This window comes from Burkholderiales bacterium (genome assembly GCA_036262035.1).
In the GTDB taxonomy this organism is placed as follows: Bacteria; Pseudomonadota; Gammaproteobacteria; order Burkholderiales; family SG8-41; genus JAQGMV01.
Genome location: DATAJS010000022.1, coordinates 1 through 20,164, shown reverse-complemented (window position 1 = coordinate 20,164; position 20,164 = coordinate 1). Strand labels below are relative to the sequence as shown.

Sequence of the window (20,164 nt, the reverse complement as noted above, 5' to 3'; positions counted from 1 at the left end):
CGAAGCAATCTCGAGACGCTCGCAGCGTGCGTCACGGGATCGCCACGGCGCCTTCGGCGCCTCGCGATGACAAGCAGCAGCACCGTAGAATCAGGCAGCACCGGTACCCGCTTTCACCACTATAAGGAGAACAGCATGGGATCCACGGTCAGCCGTCTCGTCGCCGCCGCAGCGCTCGCGCTGCTCGCTTTCCCCGCGGCACACGCTCAGCAGAAGGTCCTCAAGTTCATCCCGCAGGCCGATCTGCGCATCCTCGATCCGATCACGACCACCGCGTACATCACGCGTAACCATGGTTACATGGTGTACGACACGCTGTTCGCGATGGACGAGAAGTTCCAGGTCAAGCCGCAGATGGTCGACAAGTACGAGGTCAGCAAGGACGGCCTGACGTACTCGTTCACGCTGCGCGACGGGCTCAAGTTCCACGACGGCCAGCCGGTGCGCTCCGCGGACTGCATCGCGTCGATCGACCGCTGGTCCAAGCGCGACGCGCTGGGGCAGAAGCTCGCCGAAGCGACCGCCTCGTGGGCCGCGGTGAACGACAAGACGTTCACGCTCAAGCTCAAGAAGCCTTTCCCGCTCGCGCTCGAAGCGCTCGCCAAGCCGTCGTCGAACGTGCCGTTCATCATGCCCGAGCGCATCGCGAAGACCGACGCGTTCAAGAACATCGAGGACGCCACCGGCTCGGGCCCGTTCCGCTTCGTGCGCAACGAATGGGTGCCCGGCAACAAGGTGGTCTATGTGAAGAACACCGACTACGTGCCGCGCAAGGAGCCGCCGTCGTGGGCCTCGGGCGGCAAGGTGGTGAAAGTCGATCGCGTCGAGTGGATCTACATCCCCGACTCGGCAACCGCCGCCGCGGCGCTCAACGCCGGCGAAGCGGACTGGTGGGAACAGCTCCCGCCCGATCTCATCCCGCTCCTCACCAAGAACAAGCAGATCACGGTCAAGAACATCGATCCGCTCGGCTCGATGGGCATGATCCGCTTCAATTTCCTGCACCCGCCGTTCAACAATCCGAAGATGCGCCAGGCGCTGCTGTATGCGGTGAACCAGCAGGACTACGTGATCGGCATCGCGGGCGACCCGAAGAACGGCCATCCCTGCTATTCGTACTTCACCTGCGGCACGCCACTCGCGAGCGAGGTCTCGGCCGATCCGCTGAAAGGCAAGCGCGACCTCGACAAGGCGAAAGCGCTCATCAAGGAAGCCGGCTACAAGGGCGAGAAGATCGTCATCATCGACGCGACCGACCAGCCGATCGTGCACTCGCAGTCGCTGCTCACGCTGGAGATGCTGAAGAAGCTCGGCCTCAACGCCGAGATCCAGGCCGGCGACTGGGGCACGCTGATCACGCGCCGCGCGGTGAAGGAGCCGCCGGAGAAAGGCGGCTGGAACATCTTCCACACCTGGCTCGTCGGTCCCGACATGGTGAACCCCGCGGTCAACTTCCCGATTCGCGGCACCGGCGACAAGGCGTGGTTCGGCTGGCCGACCGACCAGCGCCTCGAAGAGCTGCGCGAAGCGTGGTTCAACTCGAACGACGCCGCGGCCTCCAAGAAGGCCGCGACCGCGGTCCAGCAGCGCGCGTTCGAGTTCGTGCCGTTCATTCCCACGGGGCAGTTCATCCTGCCGACGGCGTACCGGTCGAACATCTCGGGAGTGATCATCGCGCCGGTGTCGTTCCTGTGGAACGTCGAGAAGAAGTGACGATCGTCATCGCGAGGAGCGCGTTAGCGCGACGTGGCGATCCCGTGGCGCACGTTTCCCGGACGCTCCGGGATTGCTTCGTCGCTACCGCTCCTCGCAATGACGCATTAGTAGCGCGTTGCTCGCCTACGTAATCCGCCGCCTGCTCGCGACCGTCGTCGTCATGACGGTGGTCGCGTTCGTGGTGTTCTCGCTGCTTTACCTCACGCCGGGCGATCCGGCGGCGGTGATCGCGGGTGACGCGGCGACCAACGAGGACATCGCCAAGATCCGCGCGAACCTCGGGCTCGACGAGCCGTTCCTGGTGCGCTTCGGCGCGTGGGCGTGGGCGCTGCTCCACGGCGACCTCGGCACCTCGATCTTCACGCGCCTGCCCGTGACCACGCTGATCGGCCAGCGCGTCGAGCCGACGGTCGCGCTCACGCTGTGCACCCTCTTCGTCGCGGTCGCGGTCGCAGTGCCGCTCGGCGTGATCGCCGCGGCGAAAGCGGGCACGTGGATCGATCGCATCGTGATGGGATTCTCGGTGCTGGGCTTCTCGCTGCCGGTGTTCGTGCTCGCCTACATCCTCATCCTCACGTTCTCCATCGAGCTCGACTGGCTGCCGGTGCAGGGCTACCGCAACCTCAGTGAAGGCGCGTGGGAATGGCTGCGCCACCTCGTCCTGCCCAGCCTCGCGCTGGGAACGGTGTACATGGCGCTGATCGCGCGCATCACGCGCGCCACCATGCTCGACGTGCTCGCGCAGGACTACGTGCGCACCGCGCAGGCGAAAGGGCTCGCGCCGGGCAAGGTGCTGGTCGGACACGCGTTGAAGAACGCGGCGGTGCCGATCATGACGATCGTCGGCATCGGCATTGCGCTCCTCATCAGCGGCGCGATCGTGACCGAGACGGTGTTCGCGATCCCCGGCATCGGACGGCTCACGGTCGACGCCATCCTGCGCCGCGATTACCCGGTGATCCAGGGGATCATCCTGATTTTCTCGGCCACATACGTGCTCATCAACCTCGCGGTCGACTTGTCCTACATGCTGTTCGATCCCAGGATCCGTTACTGATGTCGGCGATCGCCCTGCCCGTCGAACGTTCCGCGTCCCCGACATGGGTGCGGTTCAAATCCGCGCTGCGCCGCCATCCCACCGCGATCGCCGGCGCGGCGGTGCTCGCGCTAATGATCGTCGTCGCCCTCGCCGCACCGTGGCTCGGCACGGTCGACCCCGAGGCAGTGTCGCCGATCAAGCGCCTGAAGCAGCCGTCGGCGGAGTGGTGGTTCGGCACCGACATGCTGGGACGCGACGTCTACAGCCGCGTGATCTACGGGTCGCGCGTGTCGCTCGCGGTCGGTCTGGCGGTGGCGGCGCTGTCGACGCTCGTCGGGCTGGCGATCGGCCTCGTCACCGGCTACATCCGCTGGCTCGACGCGATCGTGATGCGCGTCATGGACGGCCTCATGTCGATCCCGTCGGTGCTGCTCGCGATCGCGCTGATGGCGTTGACCAAGGCGAGCATCGGCAACGTGATCGTCGCGATCACGCTCGCGGAGGTGCCCCGCGTGGTGCGGCTCGTACGCTCGCTGGTGCTCGGCTTGCGCGAGCAGCCGTACGTCGAAGCGGCGGTGGCGGCGGGGACGACGCTGCCGCGCATCCTCACGCGGCACATCCTGCCCAACACCGTCGCGCCGCTGCTCGTGCAGGCGACTTACGTGTGCGCCTCGGCGATGATCACCGAAGCGATCCTCTCGTTCATCGGCGCGGGCACTCCGCCCAACATCCCGAGCTGGGGCAACATCATGGCCGAGGCGCGCAGCCTGTTCCAGATCGCCGGCTATCTCATCTTCTTCCCCGGCGTCTTCCTGTCGCTGACGGTGCTCGCGGTGAACCTGCTGGGAGACGGGCTGCGCGATGCGCTCGATCCGCGCCTCGCGAGAAGGATGTGATGGCGCTGCTCGAAGTCGAAGATCTCCGCACCTGGTTCTACACCCGCGACGGCGTCGTGCGCGCGGTCGACGGCGTGTCGTTCTCGGTAGAAAGCGGAGAGACCCTCGCGGTCGTCGGCGAATCGGGCTGCGGCAAGAGCGTGACCTCGCTGTCGATCCTGCGGCTCATCGCCTCGCCGCCGGGGCGCATCGTCACGGGGCGGATCGGGTTCGCGGGGCGCGACCTGCTCGCGCTCTCCGAGCGCGAGATGCGCAGCGTGCGCGGCAACGAGATCTCGATGATCTTCCAGGAGCCGATGACTTCGCTCAACCCGGTGCTGACGATCGGCCGGCAGATCGCCGAGACGGTGCAGGTGCACCGCGGCATGTCCGCCCGCGACGCGTGGCCCAAGGCGGTCGAGATGCTGACGCTCGTCAACATTCCTGAGCCCCGGCGCCGCGTGAGCCAGTATCCGCACGAGCTCTCCGGCGGCATGCGCCAGCGCGTGATGATCGCGATGGCGCTCGCGTGCGGGCCGCGCCTCCTGATCGCCGACGAGCCGACCACCGCGCTCGACGTGACGATACAGGCGCAGATCCTCTCGCTCATGCGCGATCTCAAGGACAAGACCGGTGCGGCGATCGTGCTCATCACGCACGATCTCGGCGTGGTCGCGGAGATGGCGCAGCGCGTCGTCGTCATGTACGCGGGGCGTAAGGTCGAGCAGGCGCCGGTCGAGGCGCTGTTCGCGCGGCCGCGGCATCCGTACACGCTGGGCCTGCTGCAATCGGTGCCGCGGCTCGGCGAAAGCTCGGCCGGCGTGACGCGGCTCGCGGAGATCCCCGGCACGGTGCCTTCGCTGCGCGACGAGCCGGCCGGCTGCACCTTCGCGCCGCGCTGCGCGTACGCGACCGATGTCTGCCGCCGCGAATACCCGCCGCTCGAGATGAAAGCCGAAGGGCATTACGCCGCCTGCTGGAACTCTCATCTGCTCACAGCTAAACCGGGGTCAGACCCCGGTAAGGCCGGGGTCTGACCCCATGTCATTACTGGAAGTCCGCGACCTGACCAAGCACTTCCCGGTGCGCACCGGCGTGCTTTCGCGCCTGGGCGTGGTCCATGCGGTCGACGGCGTGAGCTTCGACATCGCCGAAGGCGAGACGCTCGGCCTCGTCGGGGAAAGCGGCTGCGGCAAGTCGACCACCGGCAAGCTCATCTTGAGGCTGATCGAGCCGACGCGCGGCAGCGTGAGATGGCGCGGCGAAGCGATCGATGCGCTCGGCGCCGCCGCGATGCGCCCGGTGCGGCGCGAGCTGCAAGCGGTCTTCCAGGACCCGTACTCGTCGCTCAACCCGCGCATGCGCGCGCTCGACATCGTGGCCGAGCCGATCCGCAACTTCGAAGCGGCATCGGACGACGACATCCGCGAGCGGGTCGCCGGGCTCTTCGAGAAAGTCGGCCTGCGCCGCGACCAGATGGTGAAGTATCCCTACGAGTTCTCCGGCGGCCAGCGCCAGAGGCTCGGCATCGCGCGCGCGCTCAGCTCGAACCCGCGGCTCATCGTGTGCGACGAGCCGGTGTCGGCGCTCGACGTCTCGGTGCAGGCGCAGGTCATCAACCTGCTGATGGACCTGCAGAGCGAGCTCAAGGTGTCGTATCTCTTCGTCGCGCACGACCTCGCGGTCGTCGAGCACATCAGCCATCGCGTCGCGGTGATGTATCTCGGCAGGATCGTCGAGCTCACCGACAAGCGCTCGCTGTTCTCGATGCCCCAGCATCCCTACACCGAAGCGCTGCTCTCGGCGGTGCCGGTGCCCGACCCGCGCGCGCACAGGAAGCGCGTGATCCTCGCGGGCGACGTCCCCAGCCCGGTCCATCCGCCGTCAGGCTGCCGCTTCCACACGCGCTGCCCGTATGCGTTCGACCGCTGCCGCGTCGACGAGCCGGCACTGACGGCGGTGAAGCCCGGCCACCTCGTCGCGTGCCACCTCAAAAATCCGGGTCAGAGTCAGATTTAGAAAGCGTAATGTGACTCTGACCCGGATTTCTATTCGGGCTGGATGCCGGCCGCCTTGAGGAGCTTGCCCATGCGCGGCGCTTCGGTCCTGACGAGCTCCGACACGCGCTCGGGCGTGCTGCTCAGCGGCGTGAGACCGAGGCTCGCGAACTTCTCCTGCACGTCGGGCGCTTTCATGAACTTCACGACCTCGGCGTTGAGCCGGGTGATGATCGGCCGCGGCGTGCCGCGCGGCGCCGCCATGCCCCACCACGTCTGCGGGAACCACTCCTTGATGCCGGCCTCGGCCATGGTGGGCACATCGGGCAGCGCGACCGAGCGCTGCTCCGCGCTGACCACGAGCGCGCGCAGCCGGCCTGCTTTGACGTGAGGCACCGCGGGCGCGCTGTCGGCGAACGTCATCGAGACTTCGCCGGCCACGGTCGCGGTCACCGCCAGGATGCTGCCTTTGTAAGGCACGTGCGTGAGCTTGATGCCGGTCGCGTTCTGGAAGACTTCGCCGACGATCTGCTGCGTGGTGCCGAGCCCGCCCGAGCCGACGTTGAACTTGCCCGGGCTCGGCCTGGCCAGCGCGACGAGCTCCTGTACCGATTTCGCAGGAATGCCGGGATTGATCACGAGCACCTGACCGGCGGTCGCAAGCTGCGAGATCGGCGCGAAATCCTTCTGCGGATCGAACGGCAGCTTCTTGAAGAGGAACTGGTTGGTGACGAGCCCGCCCATGCTGACCAGGAGCAGCGTATAGCCGTCGGCGGGCGACTTGGCGGCCATGTCGTAGCCGATCGTGCCGGATGCGCCGCCGCGGTTGTCGACGATCACCTGCTTGCCGAGCGCGTCGGTGAGCTTCTGCGCCGCCAGCCGCGCGACGATGTCGCTCGTGCCGCCCGGAGGAAAGGCCGCGATGAAGCGTATCGGTTTCGTCGGATAGTTCTGCTGCGCGAGCGCCGGTGCGGCGAAGGCGACGGCGACGGCGACTGCGGCGAATACGGCGAATACGGCGGACCTCATCCTTCCTCCTTCTTCGATTGTTGTGTCTGTAGTATAGGTCATCAAAGAAGGAGGTCCGATGCTTCGAATAGTCGCTGTCAGCACCCTGCTTGCGGTGCCGTGTCTTGCAAGCGCGCAAGCCTATCCGTCACGCCCCATCCGCATGATCGTCGCATCGACGCCCGGCAGCGGCGTCGACATCGTCTCGCGCATGATGGCCACGCGCATGAGCGAGACGCTCAAGAGCACGCTCGTGGTCGACAACCGCGCGGGCGCCGGAGGGACGATCGGCTGCCAGATCACTGCGAAGGCGCCGCCCGACGGTTACACCATCCTCATGGCCGCACCTTCGATGACGATCAACGCGCTGCTCGTCAAACCCGCGCCGTACGACGCGGTGCGCGACTTCGCCGCGATCGGCCAGGCGACGACGAGCCATTACGTCATCGTCGTCAATCCGTCGCTGCCGGTGAAGAACGTCAAAGAGCTGATCGCGCTCGCCAGGGCCAAACCCGGCCAGCTCAACTACGGCTCGGGCGGCAACGGCAATTCCACCCATCTCGCCGGGGAATACTTCAAGGGGCTCACCGGAACCGACATCGTCCACGTCGCTTACAAAGGCTCGGGACCCGCGATCGTCGATCTCATCGGCGGCCAGGTGCAGGTGATGTTCGCGAACGTGGTCGCGGTGCTCACCCACATGCGCAGCGGCAAGCTGCGCGCGCTGGCGACGACCGGACCGAAGCGCGCGGCGGCGACACCCGACCTGCCGACGGTCGCCGAATCGGGCGTGCCGGGCTACGTCGTGACGTCGTGGTTCGGGCTGGTCGCGCCGGCTCACACGCGCGACGCTCAAATTGCCAAGCTGAATGCAGCGCTGGTCTCGGCGTTGCAGGACCGTGAAACCATCGACCGCCTCGCCGCCGACGGCGCGGAGCCCGCGGCAGGTACGCCGGATGCCTTCTCGCGTCACATCGCCGCCGAGCTTGCGATCTGGGGCAAGGTCATGAAGGCCTCTGGCCTGTAAGCTCCCGCGGCATCCCGAACGAAAGACCCAATGGCCCTCAAGGCGACGATATTCAAGCTCGCGTTGCAGATTGCAGACATGGATCGCGGTTACTACGCCGAGCACGCGCTGACGATCGCGCGGCATCCGTCGGAGACCGACGAGCGGATGATGGTGCGCGTGCTCGCGTTCGCGTTGCACGCGGGAGAGCGGCTCGCCTTCGGCCGCGGCCTCTCCGACGACGACGAGCCCGACGTGTGGGAGAAAGATCTGACCGGCGCGATCGACACGTGGATCGACGTCGGCTTGCCCGACGAGAAGCGCATCCGCAAAGCCGCGGGACGCGCAGCGCGAGTTCACGTCTACAGCTACGGCGCGCCGCACGCCTCGGCGCTCTGGTGGGAACAGGTCGCCGGCCGCATCGACAAGGCGCGCAACGTGACGGTCGTGCGATTGCCCGCCGCGGAGACTCGCAGCCTCGCCGCGCTCGTCGACCGCACGATGCGTTTGCATTGCACCATACAAGATGGCCACGTCTGGCTCGCCGACGACGACACCAGCGTCGAGATTCACCTGGAAATGCTCAAGGCCGAAGAGAACGCGGCGCGTTGAAGGGTGTCTCGTAAGTCAACGTCCCGCTGCGCTCCGGCGTTCGAAGGAATGTCGAGCCTCGGCTGCGCGGGCCTTTCGTTTTTTGCAAACCGGAGGTAACCATGAAAGCTCTGCTCTCGATCACCTGCGCCGCTCTGGCGCTGTTCCTGGCGCCCGCAGCAGGCGCGGCCGACAAAGCCGCCGACAAGGCCCCGAGCAAAGTCGACCAGGCGGTCGCGAAGACCAACGAAGTGATCGACGACGCGGCGATCACCGGCAAGATCAAGGCCGAATACGCCAAGGACAAGACGGTGAGCGCGATGAAGATCCACGTCGACACCGACAAGGGCGTCGTCAAGCTCACGGGGAGCGCCAAGTCGAAGCAGGAATCGGCCAAGGCCGAGGAGATCGCGAAGCGCGTGCACGGCGTGACGTCGGTGAAGAACGAGATCACCGTCGGCGCGGCGAAGAAGTAGCCGTGTCGCCCACGATGCGAGCGGCTTTGCTGGGATTCGTGGCGCTGAGCGGCGCATGCGCCGCCGCGGATGCGCCGCAACTCCCGCCATCGCAGCCCGCCTCATCGCAGCCTTACGTCGCGTGCAGCAACCCGCGTCCGGAGATCTGCACGCGCGAGTACCGTCCGGTGTGCGCGCAGGTCGACACCGGCAAACGCTGCGTGACCGTCCCCTGCGACTCCAGCGTCAACGAAACGCGCGGCAACGCGTGCAGCGCATGCAGCGATCCCAAGGTCGTCGGCTATCGCGCCGGCGCATGCCCGGATCCCAAAGCCAAATGAGCGAGCGCGCGACGATCCTCTCGTGGACCGAGCACGGGGCGATCGACGACGCGCAAGCAGCGCTGTCCGCGGCGGGCGTGCTGCCGTCGGCGAGGCACTGGCGCACGTTCCTCGATCGGCTGCTGTTGTGGTCGGGCGCGGCCGCGCTCGGCGTCGCAGTCGTGTTCTTCATCGCCTACAACTGGAGCGCCCTGGGGCGCTACGCGAAGTTCGGCCTGCTCCAGATCGCGATCGTCGCGGCAGTCGTCGCGTACTGGCGGCTGGGACCCGAGAGGGCCTCCGCCAAAGCCGCTCTGCTCGTCGCGTGCATCGTGCTCGGCGCGCTGCTCGCGCTCGTCGGACAGACCTACCAGACCGGCGCCGACACCTTCGAGCTCTTCGCTGCCTGGGGCGCGCTCATCGTGCCGTGGGTGATCGTCGGCCGCTACGCCGCGTTGTGGGTGATGTGGCTCGCCCTGGCGAACCTCGCGGCGGCGCTGTACTTCAGCACGTTCGGGGGCTGGCTCGGTTTCGTTTTCACCGGCGAAAGCCCGCTCTGGCTGCTCTTCGCGCTGAATACGCTGGCGCTGGCCGTGTGGGAGCTCGCCGCGACGCGCATCGACTGGCTGGCCTCGCGCTGGGCGCCCCGCGTCATCGCGGTCGCGAGCGGCGTTGCGGTCGCGATGCTCGCGCTGCACGCAGTGCTCGACGGCGACGCCGGCGATGCGATCGCGGTGCTGGCCTATGCGACATGGCTCGCGTGCGGCGGCTACGTGTACGTGCGGTTGAGGCGCGACCTCTTCATGCTGGCGGGCGGTTGTCTGTCCGCGATCGTAGTCGTCACCGCGTTCCTCGGCAGGCATCTCTTCGCCCTGGGCGGCGGCGCCGGCGCGGCGCTGCTGATCGCGCTCGCGGTGATCGGCATGGCGGCCGCATCGGGGTGGTGGCTGCGACAGCTCGCCGCCGAGTCCGCCGAATGAGCGCGGCGCGCGACACGAGGCTGTGGGACGCGCTCTCGCGCGCCGGGCTCACGCACGGCGACATGCCGCGGCCGCGCGAATCGCAGACGCCGTGGTACGTGCGCGTGATGCTCGGCGCGGCCGGCATCGTCGCCGCGCTGTTCCTGATCGGGTTCTTCGCGCTCGCTTTCCAGTTCATCGTCAACAGCCCGGTCGCCGCCGCCGTCATCGGCGCGTCGCTGATCGGAGCGGCCTACGCGATATTCCGGCATGGCCCCGCCGGCGATTTCGCGCCGATGTTCGCGCTCGCGATCAGCATCGCCGGTCAGGCGTTCTTCGTCTTCGGCTTGGTCGATACCTTGCAAGCGCATTCGCTCGCGGGCATCGCCTCTGTGATCGCAGCGCTCGAAGCCGGCCTCGTGGTGGCGATGCCGAGCTACCTCCACCGCGTGGGCTCCTCGTATGCCGCTGCGACCGCGCTGGCGATAGCGCTGCGCGGAACCGGCATGGGCGTGGTCGCGCCGGGCGCGATCGCCGCGGCGTTCGCATGGCTGTGGCTGAACGAAGCACGGCTCGCACGCAGGCATTCACTGGTCACCCCGATCGCGTACGGCCTCACGCTCGCCTTCGTACAGATGGAGGCTGCGGCCGTGCTCGGCCGCGGTGCGTTCTTCGACGTGAGCTTCATCGCACCGCCCCCTACGCTCCTCGGCGCAGGCGAAGCGCTCGTTGCGGGAGTGTGGCTCGCTACGGTGGCGGCGCTCGTGAGGCGGGCCGGCTGGCGGCTGACCGACCGGCCCGCGCTCGCGGCGGTGCTCGCCGCCGCGCTCCTCGGCGCCGCGTCGCTGCACGCGCCCGGGTTCGCGGGAGGGCTCGCGATCGTGGTGCTCGGTTTTGCCGCGGGCAACGTCGTGCTGTGGGGTCTCGGGCTGGCGGGACTGCTCGGGTATATCGGCGGCTATTACTACAGCCTCGATCTCACGCTGCTCGGCAAGGCCGCCACGCTCGCCGCCGCCGGCGCGGTTCTGCTCGGTGCGCGCGCGCTCCTGCTCAAACGGGTGCTCCCCGATGCGTAGCGCGATCGCGCTCGTCGCGTGCGTCGGCGTCCTCGCGGTCGTCGACTGGAGCATCGTCCAGCGCGAGCACCATCTGGAGAGCGGCCGGATCGTCTACCTGGAGCTCGCGCCGGTCGACCCGCGCTCGCTCATGCAGGGCGATTACATGGCGCTGAGCTTCGCGATCGCGCGCGAGGCGCAGGCGGCGCTGAGGGAGGCGCGGCAGGCCGAGGACGGGCGGATCGTGGTCACCGTCGGGTCCGACGGGGTCGCGAAATACGCGCGCATGGACGACGGCCGGCCGCTCGCCGCGGACGAGCTGCGGCTGCGCTACCGTATCCGGGCGGGCGAGATGAAGTTCGCCACGAATGCGTGGTTCTTCGAGGAAGGCACCGCCGCGCGCTACGAGCCCGCACGCTACGGCGAGTTTCGCGTCGACCCCGACGGCGAGCTGCTGCTCACCCGCATGCGCGGCAAAGACCTCCAGCCGCTCTAGAGCGTGACCTTCCCGCCGTCGGTCGCCGGCGGCGTGCGCGGGATCGAGAACTCGAACGTGGTGTGCTGCGCCGGCTCGGCGCGCGCCGCGACGTCGCCCCCGTGCGCCTGCACGAACTGCTTGGCGATGTAGAGCCCGAGGCCGAGCCCGCCCTGCGAGCCGATCGACTGGAACGGCTCGAACAGGGTCGTCAGCCGCTCGGCCGGGATGGCGCCTTCGTTGCTGATGCGCACCGTGACCACGCGCGGGTCCTCCCCGTCGATCGTCACGTTCACCGGCGTCTCCGGCGCGCCGTGCTGGAGCGCGTTGCCGATGAGGTTGGAGAACACCTGCGACAGCCGGTCGGCGTCGAAGGTCGCGGCAGTGTCGCCTCTGCAGCTCACCGCGATGCGCCCCGGCGAGCGCGCGGCTTCGAGCTCCTCGCGTATCGTGCCGCACACGTCCGCGACGTTGCCCGGGTTCATCGCGAGCGACACGCCGCCGGCGCGGATGCGCGCGACGTCGAGGAGCTGCTCGATCATCTTCGCCATGCGCCGGGTGCTGGCGCGTATGCGCTCGCCGATCGATCGCACCTTGTCGTCGGACGCGACCTGCAGCAGCACTTCAGCGCCCATCGAGATCGCATTGAGCGGGTTGCGCAGGTCGTGTCCGAGCACCGCCGCGAACGTCTCGTTCAGGCGCAGCGCGCGCTGCAGCTCCTCGAGCTGCGCCTGCATGCGGCGGCGCTGCGAGTAGAGCTCGACGAAGATGTCGATCTTGCTCTTGAGGATCAACGGGTCGATCGGCTTGTGCAGGAAGTCGACCGCACCCGCCTCGTAACCCCTGAACGTGCGCAGCGGATCGTGCGACGCCGCGGTCATGAAGATGATCGGCACGTCGCGCGTGCGCTCGGCCCCGCGCATGAGCTCGGCGAGCTCGAAGCCGTCCATGCCCGGCATGCGCACGTCCATGAGCGCGAGCGCGACGTGGTGCACGAGCAGCAGCTCGAGCGCTTCCTCGCCGGAGCGCGCGCTGAGGAGCTCGAGGCCGGGACGTGCGAGCACGGCCTCGATCGCCGCCAGGTTCTGCGGCACGTCGTCGACGACGAGTATCTTGATCGGTTCGTTCATCAGTTCGTAGTTGCTGCGCCGTGAAGGGCACCGAGCGCCTGCGCGATCTCGGCGACGGTCGCGACGCGGTCGGCGCCCGCGCGCGCGATCGCCGCCGCCGGCATGGCCTGCGCGTAAGCGGTCTCGGGTTGCTGGACCCAGCCGGTGCCGCCGAGCTCGCGCACGATGCGCAGTCCCTCGGCGCCGTCGGCGTTGGCGCCGGTGAGCACGATGCCGAGCAGCCGCTCGCGGTAGGCGTGCGCCGCCGATTCGAACAGCACGTCGAGCGACGGGCGCGAGTAGTGCACCGGCTCGTCGAGCGACAGCGCGAACGTCTTCTCCGGCTCGATCAGGAGGTGGTAGCCCGGCGGCGCGACGTAGACGTTGCCCGCCTCGACCGGTTCCTTGTCGGCCGCCTCGCGCACCGGCAGCGTGCAGCGCGGCGCGAGGACGCGCGCGAGCAGGTTGTCGTTCCCCGGCGGGACGTGAATCACGACCACGACCGCGGCGCCGCACGACGACGGCAGCGCGTGGAGCAGCGCCGAGACGGCCTCGACGCCGCCGGCCGATGCGCCGATGACGATCGCGTCGAAGCTCAGCATTTGCGGTAGATCCGCGAAGTCGCCGAGAGCTCGGCGAACGCGTCGGCGTGCGACGTGAGCCGCAGGCTTTCCTTGGAGCCCAGCCCCAGGAAACCGCGGTGGACCAGCGCATCGCGGAACAGACCGATGGCGCGATCCTGCAGCGGCCGGTCGAAGTAGATCAGCACGTTGCGGCACGAGACCAGGTGCACCTCGGAGAACACGGTGTCGGTCGCGAGGCTGTGGTCGGCGAACAGCACTTTCGATCTGAGCGCGCGATCGAACACCGCGCCGCCGTAGGCTGCGTGATAGTAATCGGACAGCGAGCGCGTGCCTCCGGCGGCAAGATAGTTGGTGCTGAACTGCGCGACGCGGTCGAGCGCGTACACGCCGGCCTCGGCCGCCTGCAGCGATTCGGCATTGATGTCGGTGGCGTAGACGAGCGTGCGGTCGAGCAGGTCTTCCTCGGCGAGGAGGATCGCGAACGACCACACTTCCTCGCCCGTGCTGCACCCGGCGATCCACAGCTTGATCGAGGGATAAGTCTTCAGGACCGGCACGACCTCGGCGCGCAGCGTCCTGAAGTACTGCGGGTCGCGGAACATCTCCGAGACCTGCACCGTGAGGTACTGCAGCATCTGCCCGAACACCTCGGGCTCGTGCAGCACGCGGTCCTGGAGCTGCGACACGCTGCGGCAGCCGAAGCGCTGCATCGCGAGCGTCACCCGCCGGCGCAGCGACGAGAAGGCGTAATGCCTGAAGTCGTGCTGGTACTTGAAGTAGATCGCCTCGAGGAGGAGCTTGAGCTCCTCGTCGAAGGTGTCGCGATGCTCGACGTAGGTCATGCGGCAAGGCCTTGTTTGCCGGCGTTCATTTGGGCAGCCACACCCGGCACAGCGACAGCAGCTTGTCGACGTCGATCGGCTTGGACACGTAGTCGCTCGCCCCCGCGTCGAGGCACGCCTGGCGGTCCTCGGGCATCGCCTTGGCGGTGATCGCGATGATCGGCAGCTTGGACAGCTGCGGCGACTTGCGGATCTCGCGCATCGCGGCAAGCCCGTCCATCTCCGGCATCATCACGTCCATCAGCACGAGGTCGATGCGGTTGCCGTTCGCGAGCTTGTCCAGCGCTTCTCGGCCGTTGCGTGCGATCTCGAGCTTCGCCCCGAGCGGCTCGAGCACGCTCGACAGCGCGTAGATGTTGCGCACGTCGTCCTCGGCAAGCAGGATCGTGCGCCCTTCGAACGACGCCTCGCGCTGCCGCGCCTGGCGCAGGAGCTTCTGCTGGTCCGGCGGCAGCGTCGACTCGACGCGGTGCAGGAAGAGCGTCACCTCGTCGAGCAGGCGCTCGGGCGAGCGCGCGCCCTTGATGATGATGGAGCGCGAATAGCGGCGCAGGCGCTGCTCGTCGTCGGGCGAGAGCTGGCGGCCGGTGTACACGATCACCGGCGCCGACGTATAGCGAGCGCGTCTCAAAGGGTCGGAGTCGCCGGGCCGTCCCTGTTGCGCGATGCGCTCGAGGAGATCGAAACCGCTCGCGTCGGGCAATGCGAGGTCCATCACCACGCAGTCGAACGTGCCCGTCGACAGCCGCTCCAGCGCTTCGGCCGCGGAGCCCGCGAGCGCGATCTCGACGTCTTCCGCGCGCAGCAGCACCGCGATGCTCTCGCGCAGGGCCGCATCGTCCTCGACGACGAGCACGCTGTGCGTGCGGCCGTTGCCGCGCGAGCGCAGCGCGCCGATCGCCTCGACGAGCTGGTGGCGCGCCGCGGGCTTGAGCGTGTAGCCGACCGCCCCGAGCTCGAGCGCGGGCTGGGTATGGTCTTCCACCGACAGCATGTGCACCGGGATGTGGCGCGTGTCCGGATCGCGCTTGAGCCGCTCGAGCACCGACAAGCCGGAGTCGTCGGGGAGCCCCACGTCGAGCAGGATGCCGCTCGGGTTGTGCCGGCGCGCGAGCTCGACCGCGTCGGAGCCGTTGACCGTGTGGATGCAGTCGAGGTCGAGCTCGTGCGCGAGGCCGTAGAGGATCCTGGCGAAGTTGACGTCGTCGTCGACGATGAGGATCAGCCGCTCGTGCGCGCGGTGCTCGCGATCGTCGGGGATGTGCTCGGGCGTCGCCGGCCTCGCGCGACGCGGCTCGCGCTGCGGAACCGGCGCGGCGCGCGGCGCGGGCGCCGGCTCGGCCGCAGTGTCGCCTGCGGCGCTGTCGAGCGTCACGGGTATCGTCAGCGAGAACGTGCTGCCGACGCCGACCGTGCTCGTCACCGAGATGATTCCGCCGAGGAGCCGAGCCAGCTCGCGTGAGATCGAAAGCCCGAGGCCGGTGCCGCCGTACTTGCGGCTCGTCGTGCCGTCGGCCTGGTGGAATGCCTCGAAGATCGGCTCGAGCTGATCTTCGGGGATGCCGATGCCGGTGTCTTCGACCGCGAACGCGACGCGGCCGCCGCCCGCGCCGGAGACGCGCAGCGCGACGCGTCCCTTTGCGGTGAACTTGAGCGCGTTCGACAGGAGGTTGCGCAGGATCTGCTGGAGCCGGCGCACGTCGGTCGTGAGCGACTGCGGCGCGTCGGCGGCGACGTCGAACACCAGCTCCAGGCCTTTTTCGCTGGCGACCGCCTCAAAGCTCGCGCGCAGCGGCTCGAGCACCGAGTCGAGCGCGGCGGCCTCGGGCTCGACCTTGACGTGGCCGGCCTCGATCTTGGAGAGGTCGAGGATGTCGTTGATGAGCGCGAGCAGGTCGTTGTTCGAGGTGTGGATCACCTTCGCGTAATTCACCTGCTCCTCGGTCAGGTTGCCCGCGCCGTTGTCGGCGAGCACCTTGGCGAGGATGAGCGAGCTGTTGAGCGGCGTGCGCAGCTCGTGCGACATGTTGGCCAGGAACTCGGATTTGTAGCGGCTCGCGCGCTCGAGCTCCTGCGCCGAGCGCTTGAGCTCGCTCTGCACGTTGAGTAGATCGGCTTTCTGGCGCTCGAGATCGGTCGCCTGCGCTTCGAGCTGCGCATTGGTCTCCTCGAGCTCCGCCTGCTGGTTCTCCAGCCGCGCCTGCGACTCTTTCAGCGCCGAGCTCTGCTCGGTGAGCTCTTCGTTCGCGACGCGCAGCTCCTCCTGCTGCGCCTGCAGCTCCTCGCCCTGGCGCTGCGTTTCCGAGAGAAGCTCGAGCACGCGCTCGCGGTACAGCGCGCTCTGCACGGTCACGCCGACGTCGCCCGCGACGCGGTCGAGCAGCGCGAGCACCTCGTCGACGTTGGCGGGCCTCGCGGCGAAGCCGAGCTCGATCACGCCGTGCGGCGCGCCTTCCGCGGTGATGGGCGCAGCGATCAGCGCCTGGGGCGCCGCGGAGCCGGTTGCGGACGCGATGCGCAGGTAGTCCGGCGGCAAACCTTCGATCACCAGCGCCCGGGGCGATTTCGCCGCCTCGCCGGTGACGCCTTCGCCGAGACGCAGGGTCTGCGGCGCCTCGGACGCGGCGTACACGCCGTTGCGCTGCAGGACGCCGGACTCGCGGCGATAGAGCACCGCCGTCTGTGCGCCCACGTAACGCGCGACGCTGGCGACCAGCGCGTCGCCGACTTCGGCGGGCTTGAGATCGCCGAGCGCGCTTTGCGCGATCCGCACCTGACCTTCGGCGAGCCACGCCAGCGCGGCCGCGCGCGCCCGCGCGAGCAGAGTCTGGCGCACGATGAGGGCCGCGAACCAGATCGTCACCACGCCGATCGTGCGGTTGATCGCGGCAAGCTGCGCCGCCGCACCCTGCGGCGACACGAGAAAACCGAGGACGATCAGCATGGTCGCAACGAGCCCGGCGAACAGCGGGAGCCATGCGCGGCGCTGGAACAGGCACAGCCCGATGGGCACCACGTGCAATATCCACTCGGCCAGACCGAGCCGCGTGAAGTAATCGACGATGAACACGAGCGTGAACATCGCCGCGATGCCGAGATACACGGCGGCGTCGTGGTCGGATATGCGCCGTTCGAGATTCATTTGCGGGGGAGCGATCGGAGGAAGGACGGCACGGAGGCCGCCTGGCGCGATATCCTACCCGATCCGCAGCCACGCGCGAGACGAGGAGGAACCGTGAAGAAAGAGATCGCGATTGCAGGCATGGCGGCGCTCGCACTAAGCAGTGCTTGTGCCCACGCGCAGAGCTTCCCTACCAAACCGGTCCGCATACTCGTGCCGCTCGCCGCGGGCGGCGGCATGGACACGGTCACGCGCGGTCTTGCGCAAAAGCTCTCCGACGCGCTCGGGCAGAGCGTCGTCGTCGACAACCGTCCCGGCGCCGGCAGCCAGGTCGCGCTCGACATCCTGGCCGCGGCGGCGCCCGACGGGCACACCCTGATGATGGCGAGCACCACGCCCATCATCCATCCGCTGCTCTACAAGTCGCGCTACAACCTCGCGCGCGATTTCGCGGCGGTGACGCAGGTCACCGCGCAGGGTTACGTGCTGGCGATACACCCGTCGATACCGGCGAAGACCGCGCTCGAGTTCGTCCAGCACCTCAAAGGCAATCCCGGCAAATACACCTTCAGCTCTTCGGGCATCGGCAGCCCGATCCACATGACAGGCGAGCTCTTCCAGATCGCGACCGGGACGAAGATGGTCCACGTGCCGTACAAAGGCATGGGCGCGGCCTACGGCGATCTCATCGGCGGACGCGTGCCGGTGTCGTTCCCCACGATCATCTCGTCGATCCCGCACATCACGGCCGGCCGTCTGCGCGCGCTCGCGGTGACGCCGCCCAAGCGCGTGCAGGCACTCCCCAACATGCCGACCATGGCCGAAGCGGGCATCCCCGGCGTGGTCGTCGTGAACTGGTACGGGCTCGTCGCGCCTTTGAAGACGCCCAGGGCGATCGTCGACAAGATCGGCAGCGAAGCCGCGAAGGCCATGAAGTCGCCCGACATGGCGCAGCGCCTCGCCGCCGAAGGCTCGGAAGCGGTCGGCAGCACGCCGCAGGAATTTGCGGGGCACATCAAGTCCGAGCAGGCGATGTGGAGCCGCGTCATCAAGCAGGCCGGCATCAAGGGAGAGTAGCGCCATCCGGGTGAGGAACGCCCGCAAGTGGGCGATCGAGCCTTACATGGGCTACGGCACGGGCGAGCGCCTCGTGCTGCAAGGGCGTGTGCTCAAGTACGTCGTCGAGATCGAATCGCACCCCGACGACACGCGATGGCGCAACCTGGTGAACATGTGGAAGCGCTTCGCGACGCGCGACGTGCCGAACGCGCGCGTGCGGGCGCGCCACGGAGCGAGCGAAGCGCTCGCCGTCACCGACCACGAAGGGTATTTCTCGATCGACATGCCCGCGGGCGCGCCGCTCGCTGGCAGCGTCTGGCATGAGGTCGCGCTCGATCTTCCCGACGCGCCGGTCGTGCCGGGGGTGTCCGATGCGACGGCGCAGATCGTCGTCCCGCCGCCGCAGGCGCGCTACGGCGTCATCAGCGACATCGACGACACCGTCGTCACGACCAACGTCGGCAGCACGCTCTCGATGCTCGCGACCGTGCTGCTCTCCAACTCGCACGCCCGCACGCCGTTCGCGGGCATCGCCGCGCTCTATCGCGCGCTGCACGACGGCGCGTCGGGCGGCCAGGCGAATCCCATCTTCTACGTCTCCAACGGGCCGTGGAACCTCTACGGGCTGCTGGTCGAGTTCTACAAGTTGAACCGGATACCGCTCGGCCCGATCTTCCTGCGCGACTTCGGCCCGCGCATGATGCTGGGCGCTCGACGGCAGCCGAGCCGGAAGCTCGCCAACATCGAGCGCATCCTCGCGGCGTACCCGCAACTTCCGTTCGTGCTGATCGGCGACAGCGCCGAGCGCGATCCGGAGATCTACGCCGACGTGGTGAAGCGCTTCCCCGACCGCGTACTCGCGATCTACATCCGCTCGATCGACACGCGGCCCGAACGGCTGTCGGCGATCGCCGCGCTCACCGAAGCGATACGCGCGAGCCGGGCGCAATTCGTGCTCGCGCCCGACAGCGAGTTCGCGGCGGTGCACGCCGCGGGCGAAGGCCTGATCGACAGCTCGGCGCTCGCCGAGATACGACAAGAGAAATCCTGATGCCGACCATCCTCTCGCATCCCGCGGTGCCTTTGGCGATCGGATTCGGACTCGGTTCGCGTGCGATCTCCGGCCGGCTGCTGCTCGCCGGCGTCGCCGCCTCGATGGCGCCGGATCTCGACGTGTACATCAGCCATTACTGGTCCGCGATCGCGCATCGCGGCATCACGCACACGCCGCTCGCCGCGCTGTTTGGTGCGTTGTGCGCGGCGCTCATCGCACGCGCGCTGCGCACGACGCACGTCAAAGCGTTCCTGTTCGTCTTCGTCTGCCTCTTATCTCACCCGCTGCTCGACATGTGCACCAACGGCGGATCGGGCATCCCGCTGCTCTGGCCGCTGGACGACGAGCGCTACTTCTTCCCGTGGACGCCGATCGAAGTGTCGCCGCTGGGAATACGGCGGTTCTTTTCCGAGCGAGGGCTGGAAGTGCTGACCTCGGAGATCGTCTGGGTGTGGGTGCCGGCGCTCGTGCTTTACGCGACGCTGCGACGGTCTCGCCATTCCCGCGAAGGCGGGAATCCGTTTTGAATTGTCTCGAGAATGCCGCGCCTCTGATCGAATCCGTCATTCCCGACCCGCGTCAGCCTTACACCGTCATTCCCGACGCGCGCTGTTGCGCGATCGGGAACCCATTTTGACTTTGACCGGGCGCTCCTCGGACCCTTTACGGGCTCAAAGCCCGCGCCCGACCGTGGCTGCGAAGGTGGCACGCGATGGTTGCAGGTTGAGTGCCGCAAGCGACGCGCGCACCCCGGCGCTCCTGACGCGTTTGCTTTTTTTGTCAGACCTTACTATTTTGCAGCCAAGGCGCTGAACCTGTGCGACTATTTTGCCGTGGTTACAATTTATACAGGGTCAACGACGCTTTATATTGCGTCGTTTAGGCCACCTACTTCGAGT

20 protein-coding genes are annotated in these 20,164 nt (G+C 68.0%); 15 read left to right on the top strand and 5 right to left on the bottom strand.

Annotated elements, in window-relative coordinates; translation table 11 throughout:
* The first annotated feature begins 135 nt into the window (after positions 1 to 135).
* The 5 genes from VHP37_23610 to VHP37_23590 all read left to right on the top strand — a co-directional run bounded on the left by VHP37_23610 (position 136) and on the right by VHP37_23590 (position 5,649).
* Positions 136 to 1,713, top strand: a complete 1,578-nt coding sequence (locus tag VHP37_23610) for an ABC transporter substrate-binding protein (protein ID HEX2829357.1) — start codon at positions 136 to 138, stop codon at positions 1,711 to 1,713.
* Positions 1,714 to 1,831: 118 nt separating this feature from the next.
* Positions 1,832 to 2,773 carry an ABC transporter permease gene (locus tag VHP37_23605; GenBank protein ID HEX2829356.1) on the top strand — a complete coding sequence of 314 codons (942 nt, stop codon included), beginning with the start codon at positions 1,832 to 1,834 and terminating at the stop codon, positions 2,771 to 2,773.
* Positions 2,773 to 3,651 carry an ABC transporter permease gene (locus VHP37_23600; protein HEX2829355.1) on the top strand — a complete coding sequence of 293 codons (879 nt, stop codon included), beginning with the start codon at positions 2,773 to 2,775 and terminating at the stop codon, positions 3,649 to 3,651. The genes VHP37_23605 and VHP37_23600 overlap by 1 nt, the downstream gene beginning before the upstream one ends.
* The gene (locus VHP37_23595) at positions 3,651 to 4,667 is read left to right on the top strand and encodes an ABC transporter ATP-binding protein (protein HEX2829354.1); all 1,017 of its coding nucleotides are present in this window, start codon (positions 3,651 to 3,653) and stop codon (positions 4,665 to 4,667) included. Before VHP37_23600 ends, VHP37_23595 begins: the two co-directional genes overlap by 1 nt.
* Before the next feature lie 4 nt (positions 4,668 to 4,671).
* Positions 4,672 to 5,649 (top strand): ABC transporter ATP-binding protein, encoded by a 978-nt coding sequence (locus VHP37_23590; GenBank protein ID HEX2829353.1) that lies wholly within the window; start codon positions 4,672 to 4,674, stop codon positions 5,647 to 5,649.
* 29 nt (positions 5,650 to 5,678) lie between these two features.
* Here VHP37_23590 and VHP37_23585 read toward each other — a convergent pair whose 3' ends face one another.
* Positions 5,679 to 6,656, bottom strand: coding sequence for a tripartite tricarboxylate transporter substrate binding protein (locus VHP37_23585; protein HEX2829352.1), 978 nt, complete (start codon positions 6,654 to 6,656; stop codon positions 5,679 to 5,681).
* 58 nt (positions 6,657 to 6,714) lie between these two features.
* Here VHP37_23585 and VHP37_23580 point away from each other — a divergent pair, with 58 nt between their 5' ends.
* From VHP37_23580 to VHP37_23550, 7 genes are all read left to right on the top strand, one after another.
* Positions 6,715 to 7,662 (top strand): tripartite tricarboxylate transporter substrate binding protein, encoded by a 948-nt coding sequence (locus VHP37_23580; protein HEX2829351.1) that lies wholly within the window; start codon positions 6,715 to 6,717, stop codon positions 7,660 to 7,662.
* Positions 7,663 to 7,692: 30 nt separating this feature from the next.
* Entirely contained in the window at positions 7,693 to 8,253 is a 561-nt protein-coding gene (locus VHP37_23575) for a YaeQ family protein (protein ID HEX2829350.1), read from the top strand.
* A gap of 101 nt (positions 8,254 to 8,354) precedes the next feature.
* A complete protein-coding gene (locus VHP37_23570; GenBank protein HEX2829349.1) occupies positions 8,355 to 8,708 on the top strand; it encodes a BON domain-containing protein in 354 nt (117 codons plus the stop codon).
* 2 nt (positions 8,709 to 8,710) lie between these two features.
* On the top strand, positions 8,711 to 9,028 hold the full coding sequence (locus VHP37_23565) for a hypothetical protein (protein ID HEX2829348.1): 318 nt from the start codon (positions 8,711 to 8,713) through the stop codon (positions 9,026 to 9,028).
* The gene (locus VHP37_23560) at positions 9,025 to 9,987 is read left to right on the top strand and encodes a DUF2157 domain-containing protein (GenBank protein ID HEX2829347.1); all 963 of its coding nucleotides are present in this window, start codon (positions 9,025 to 9,027) and stop codon (positions 9,985 to 9,987) included. The genes VHP37_23565 and VHP37_23560 overlap by 4 nt, the downstream gene beginning before the upstream one ends.
* Positions 9,984 to 11,042: a DUF4401 domain-containing protein gene (locus tag VHP37_23555; GenBank protein HEX2829346.1), complete on the top strand. Its 1,059-nt coding sequence runs from the start codon at positions 9,984 to 9,986 to the stop codon at positions 11,040 to 11,042. Before VHP37_23560 ends, VHP37_23555 begins: the two co-directional genes overlap by 4 nt.
* Positions 11,035 to 11,517 (top strand): GDYXXLXY domain-containing protein, encoded by a 483-nt coding sequence (locus tag VHP37_23550; GenBank protein ID HEX2829345.1) that lies wholly within the window; start codon positions 11,035 to 11,037, stop codon positions 11,515 to 11,517. Before VHP37_23555 ends, VHP37_23550 begins: the two co-directional genes overlap by 8 nt.
* On the opposite strand, the gene VHP37_23545 is transcribed toward VHP37_23550, so the two are convergent.
* Genes VHP37_23545 through VHP37_23530 form a run of 4 tightly spaced genes read right to left on the bottom strand, consistent with a single transcriptional unit; the run spans position 11,514 to position 17,173 of the window.
* Complete coding sequence (locus VHP37_23545; GenBank protein HEX2829344.1) at positions 11,514 to 12,626, bottom strand: hybrid sensor histidine kinase/response regulator; 1,113 nt, start codon at positions 12,624 to 12,626, stop codon at positions 11,514 to 11,516. The genes VHP37_23550 and VHP37_23545 overlap by 4 nt on opposite strands.
* A complete protein-coding gene (locus VHP37_23540; GenBank protein HEX2829343.1) occupies positions 12,626 to 13,207 on the bottom strand; it encodes a chemotaxis protein CheB in 582 nt (193 codons plus the stop codon). The genes VHP37_23545 and VHP37_23540 overlap by 1 nt, the downstream gene beginning before the upstream one ends.
* On the bottom strand, positions 13,201 to 14,031 hold the full coding sequence (locus VHP37_23535; protein HEX2829342.1) for a CheR family methyltransferase: 831 nt from the start codon (positions 14,029 to 14,031) through the stop codon (positions 13,201 to 13,203). Before VHP37_23535 ends, VHP37_23540 begins: the two co-directional genes overlap by 7 nt.
* A 25-nt stretch (positions 14,032 to 14,056) precedes the next feature.
* Positions 14,057 to 17,173: a response regulator gene (locus VHP37_23530; protein ID HEX2829341.1), complete on the bottom strand. Its 3,117-nt coding sequence runs from the start codon at positions 17,171 to 17,173 to the stop codon at positions 14,057 to 14,059.
* Between the two features lie 93 nt (positions 17,174 to 17,266).
* On the opposite strand from VHP37_23530, the gene VHP37_23525 reads away from it, so the two are divergent.
* Genes VHP37_23525 through VHP37_23515 form a run of 3 tightly spaced genes read left to right on the top strand, consistent with a single transcriptional unit; the run spans position 17,267 to position 19,792 of the window.
* Positions 17,267 to 18,229: a tripartite tricarboxylate transporter substrate binding protein gene (locus VHP37_23525; GenBank protein HEX2829340.1), complete on the top strand. Its 963-nt coding sequence runs from the start codon at positions 17,267 to 17,269 to the stop codon at positions 18,227 to 18,229.
* Between the two features lie 10 nt (positions 18,230 to 18,239).
* Positions 18,240 to 19,262, top strand: coding sequence for a phosphatase domain-containing protein (locus VHP37_23520; protein HEX2829339.1), 1,023 nt, complete (start codon positions 18,240 to 18,242; stop codon positions 19,260 to 19,262).
* Positions 19,262 to 19,792, top strand: a complete 531-nt coding sequence (locus tag VHP37_23515) for a metal-dependent hydrolase (GenBank protein HEX2829338.1) — start codon at positions 19,262 to 19,264, stop codon at positions 19,790 to 19,792. The genes VHP37_23520 and VHP37_23515 overlap by 1 nt, the downstream gene beginning before the upstream one ends.
* Positions 19,793 to 20,164 lie beyond the last annotated feature (372 nt).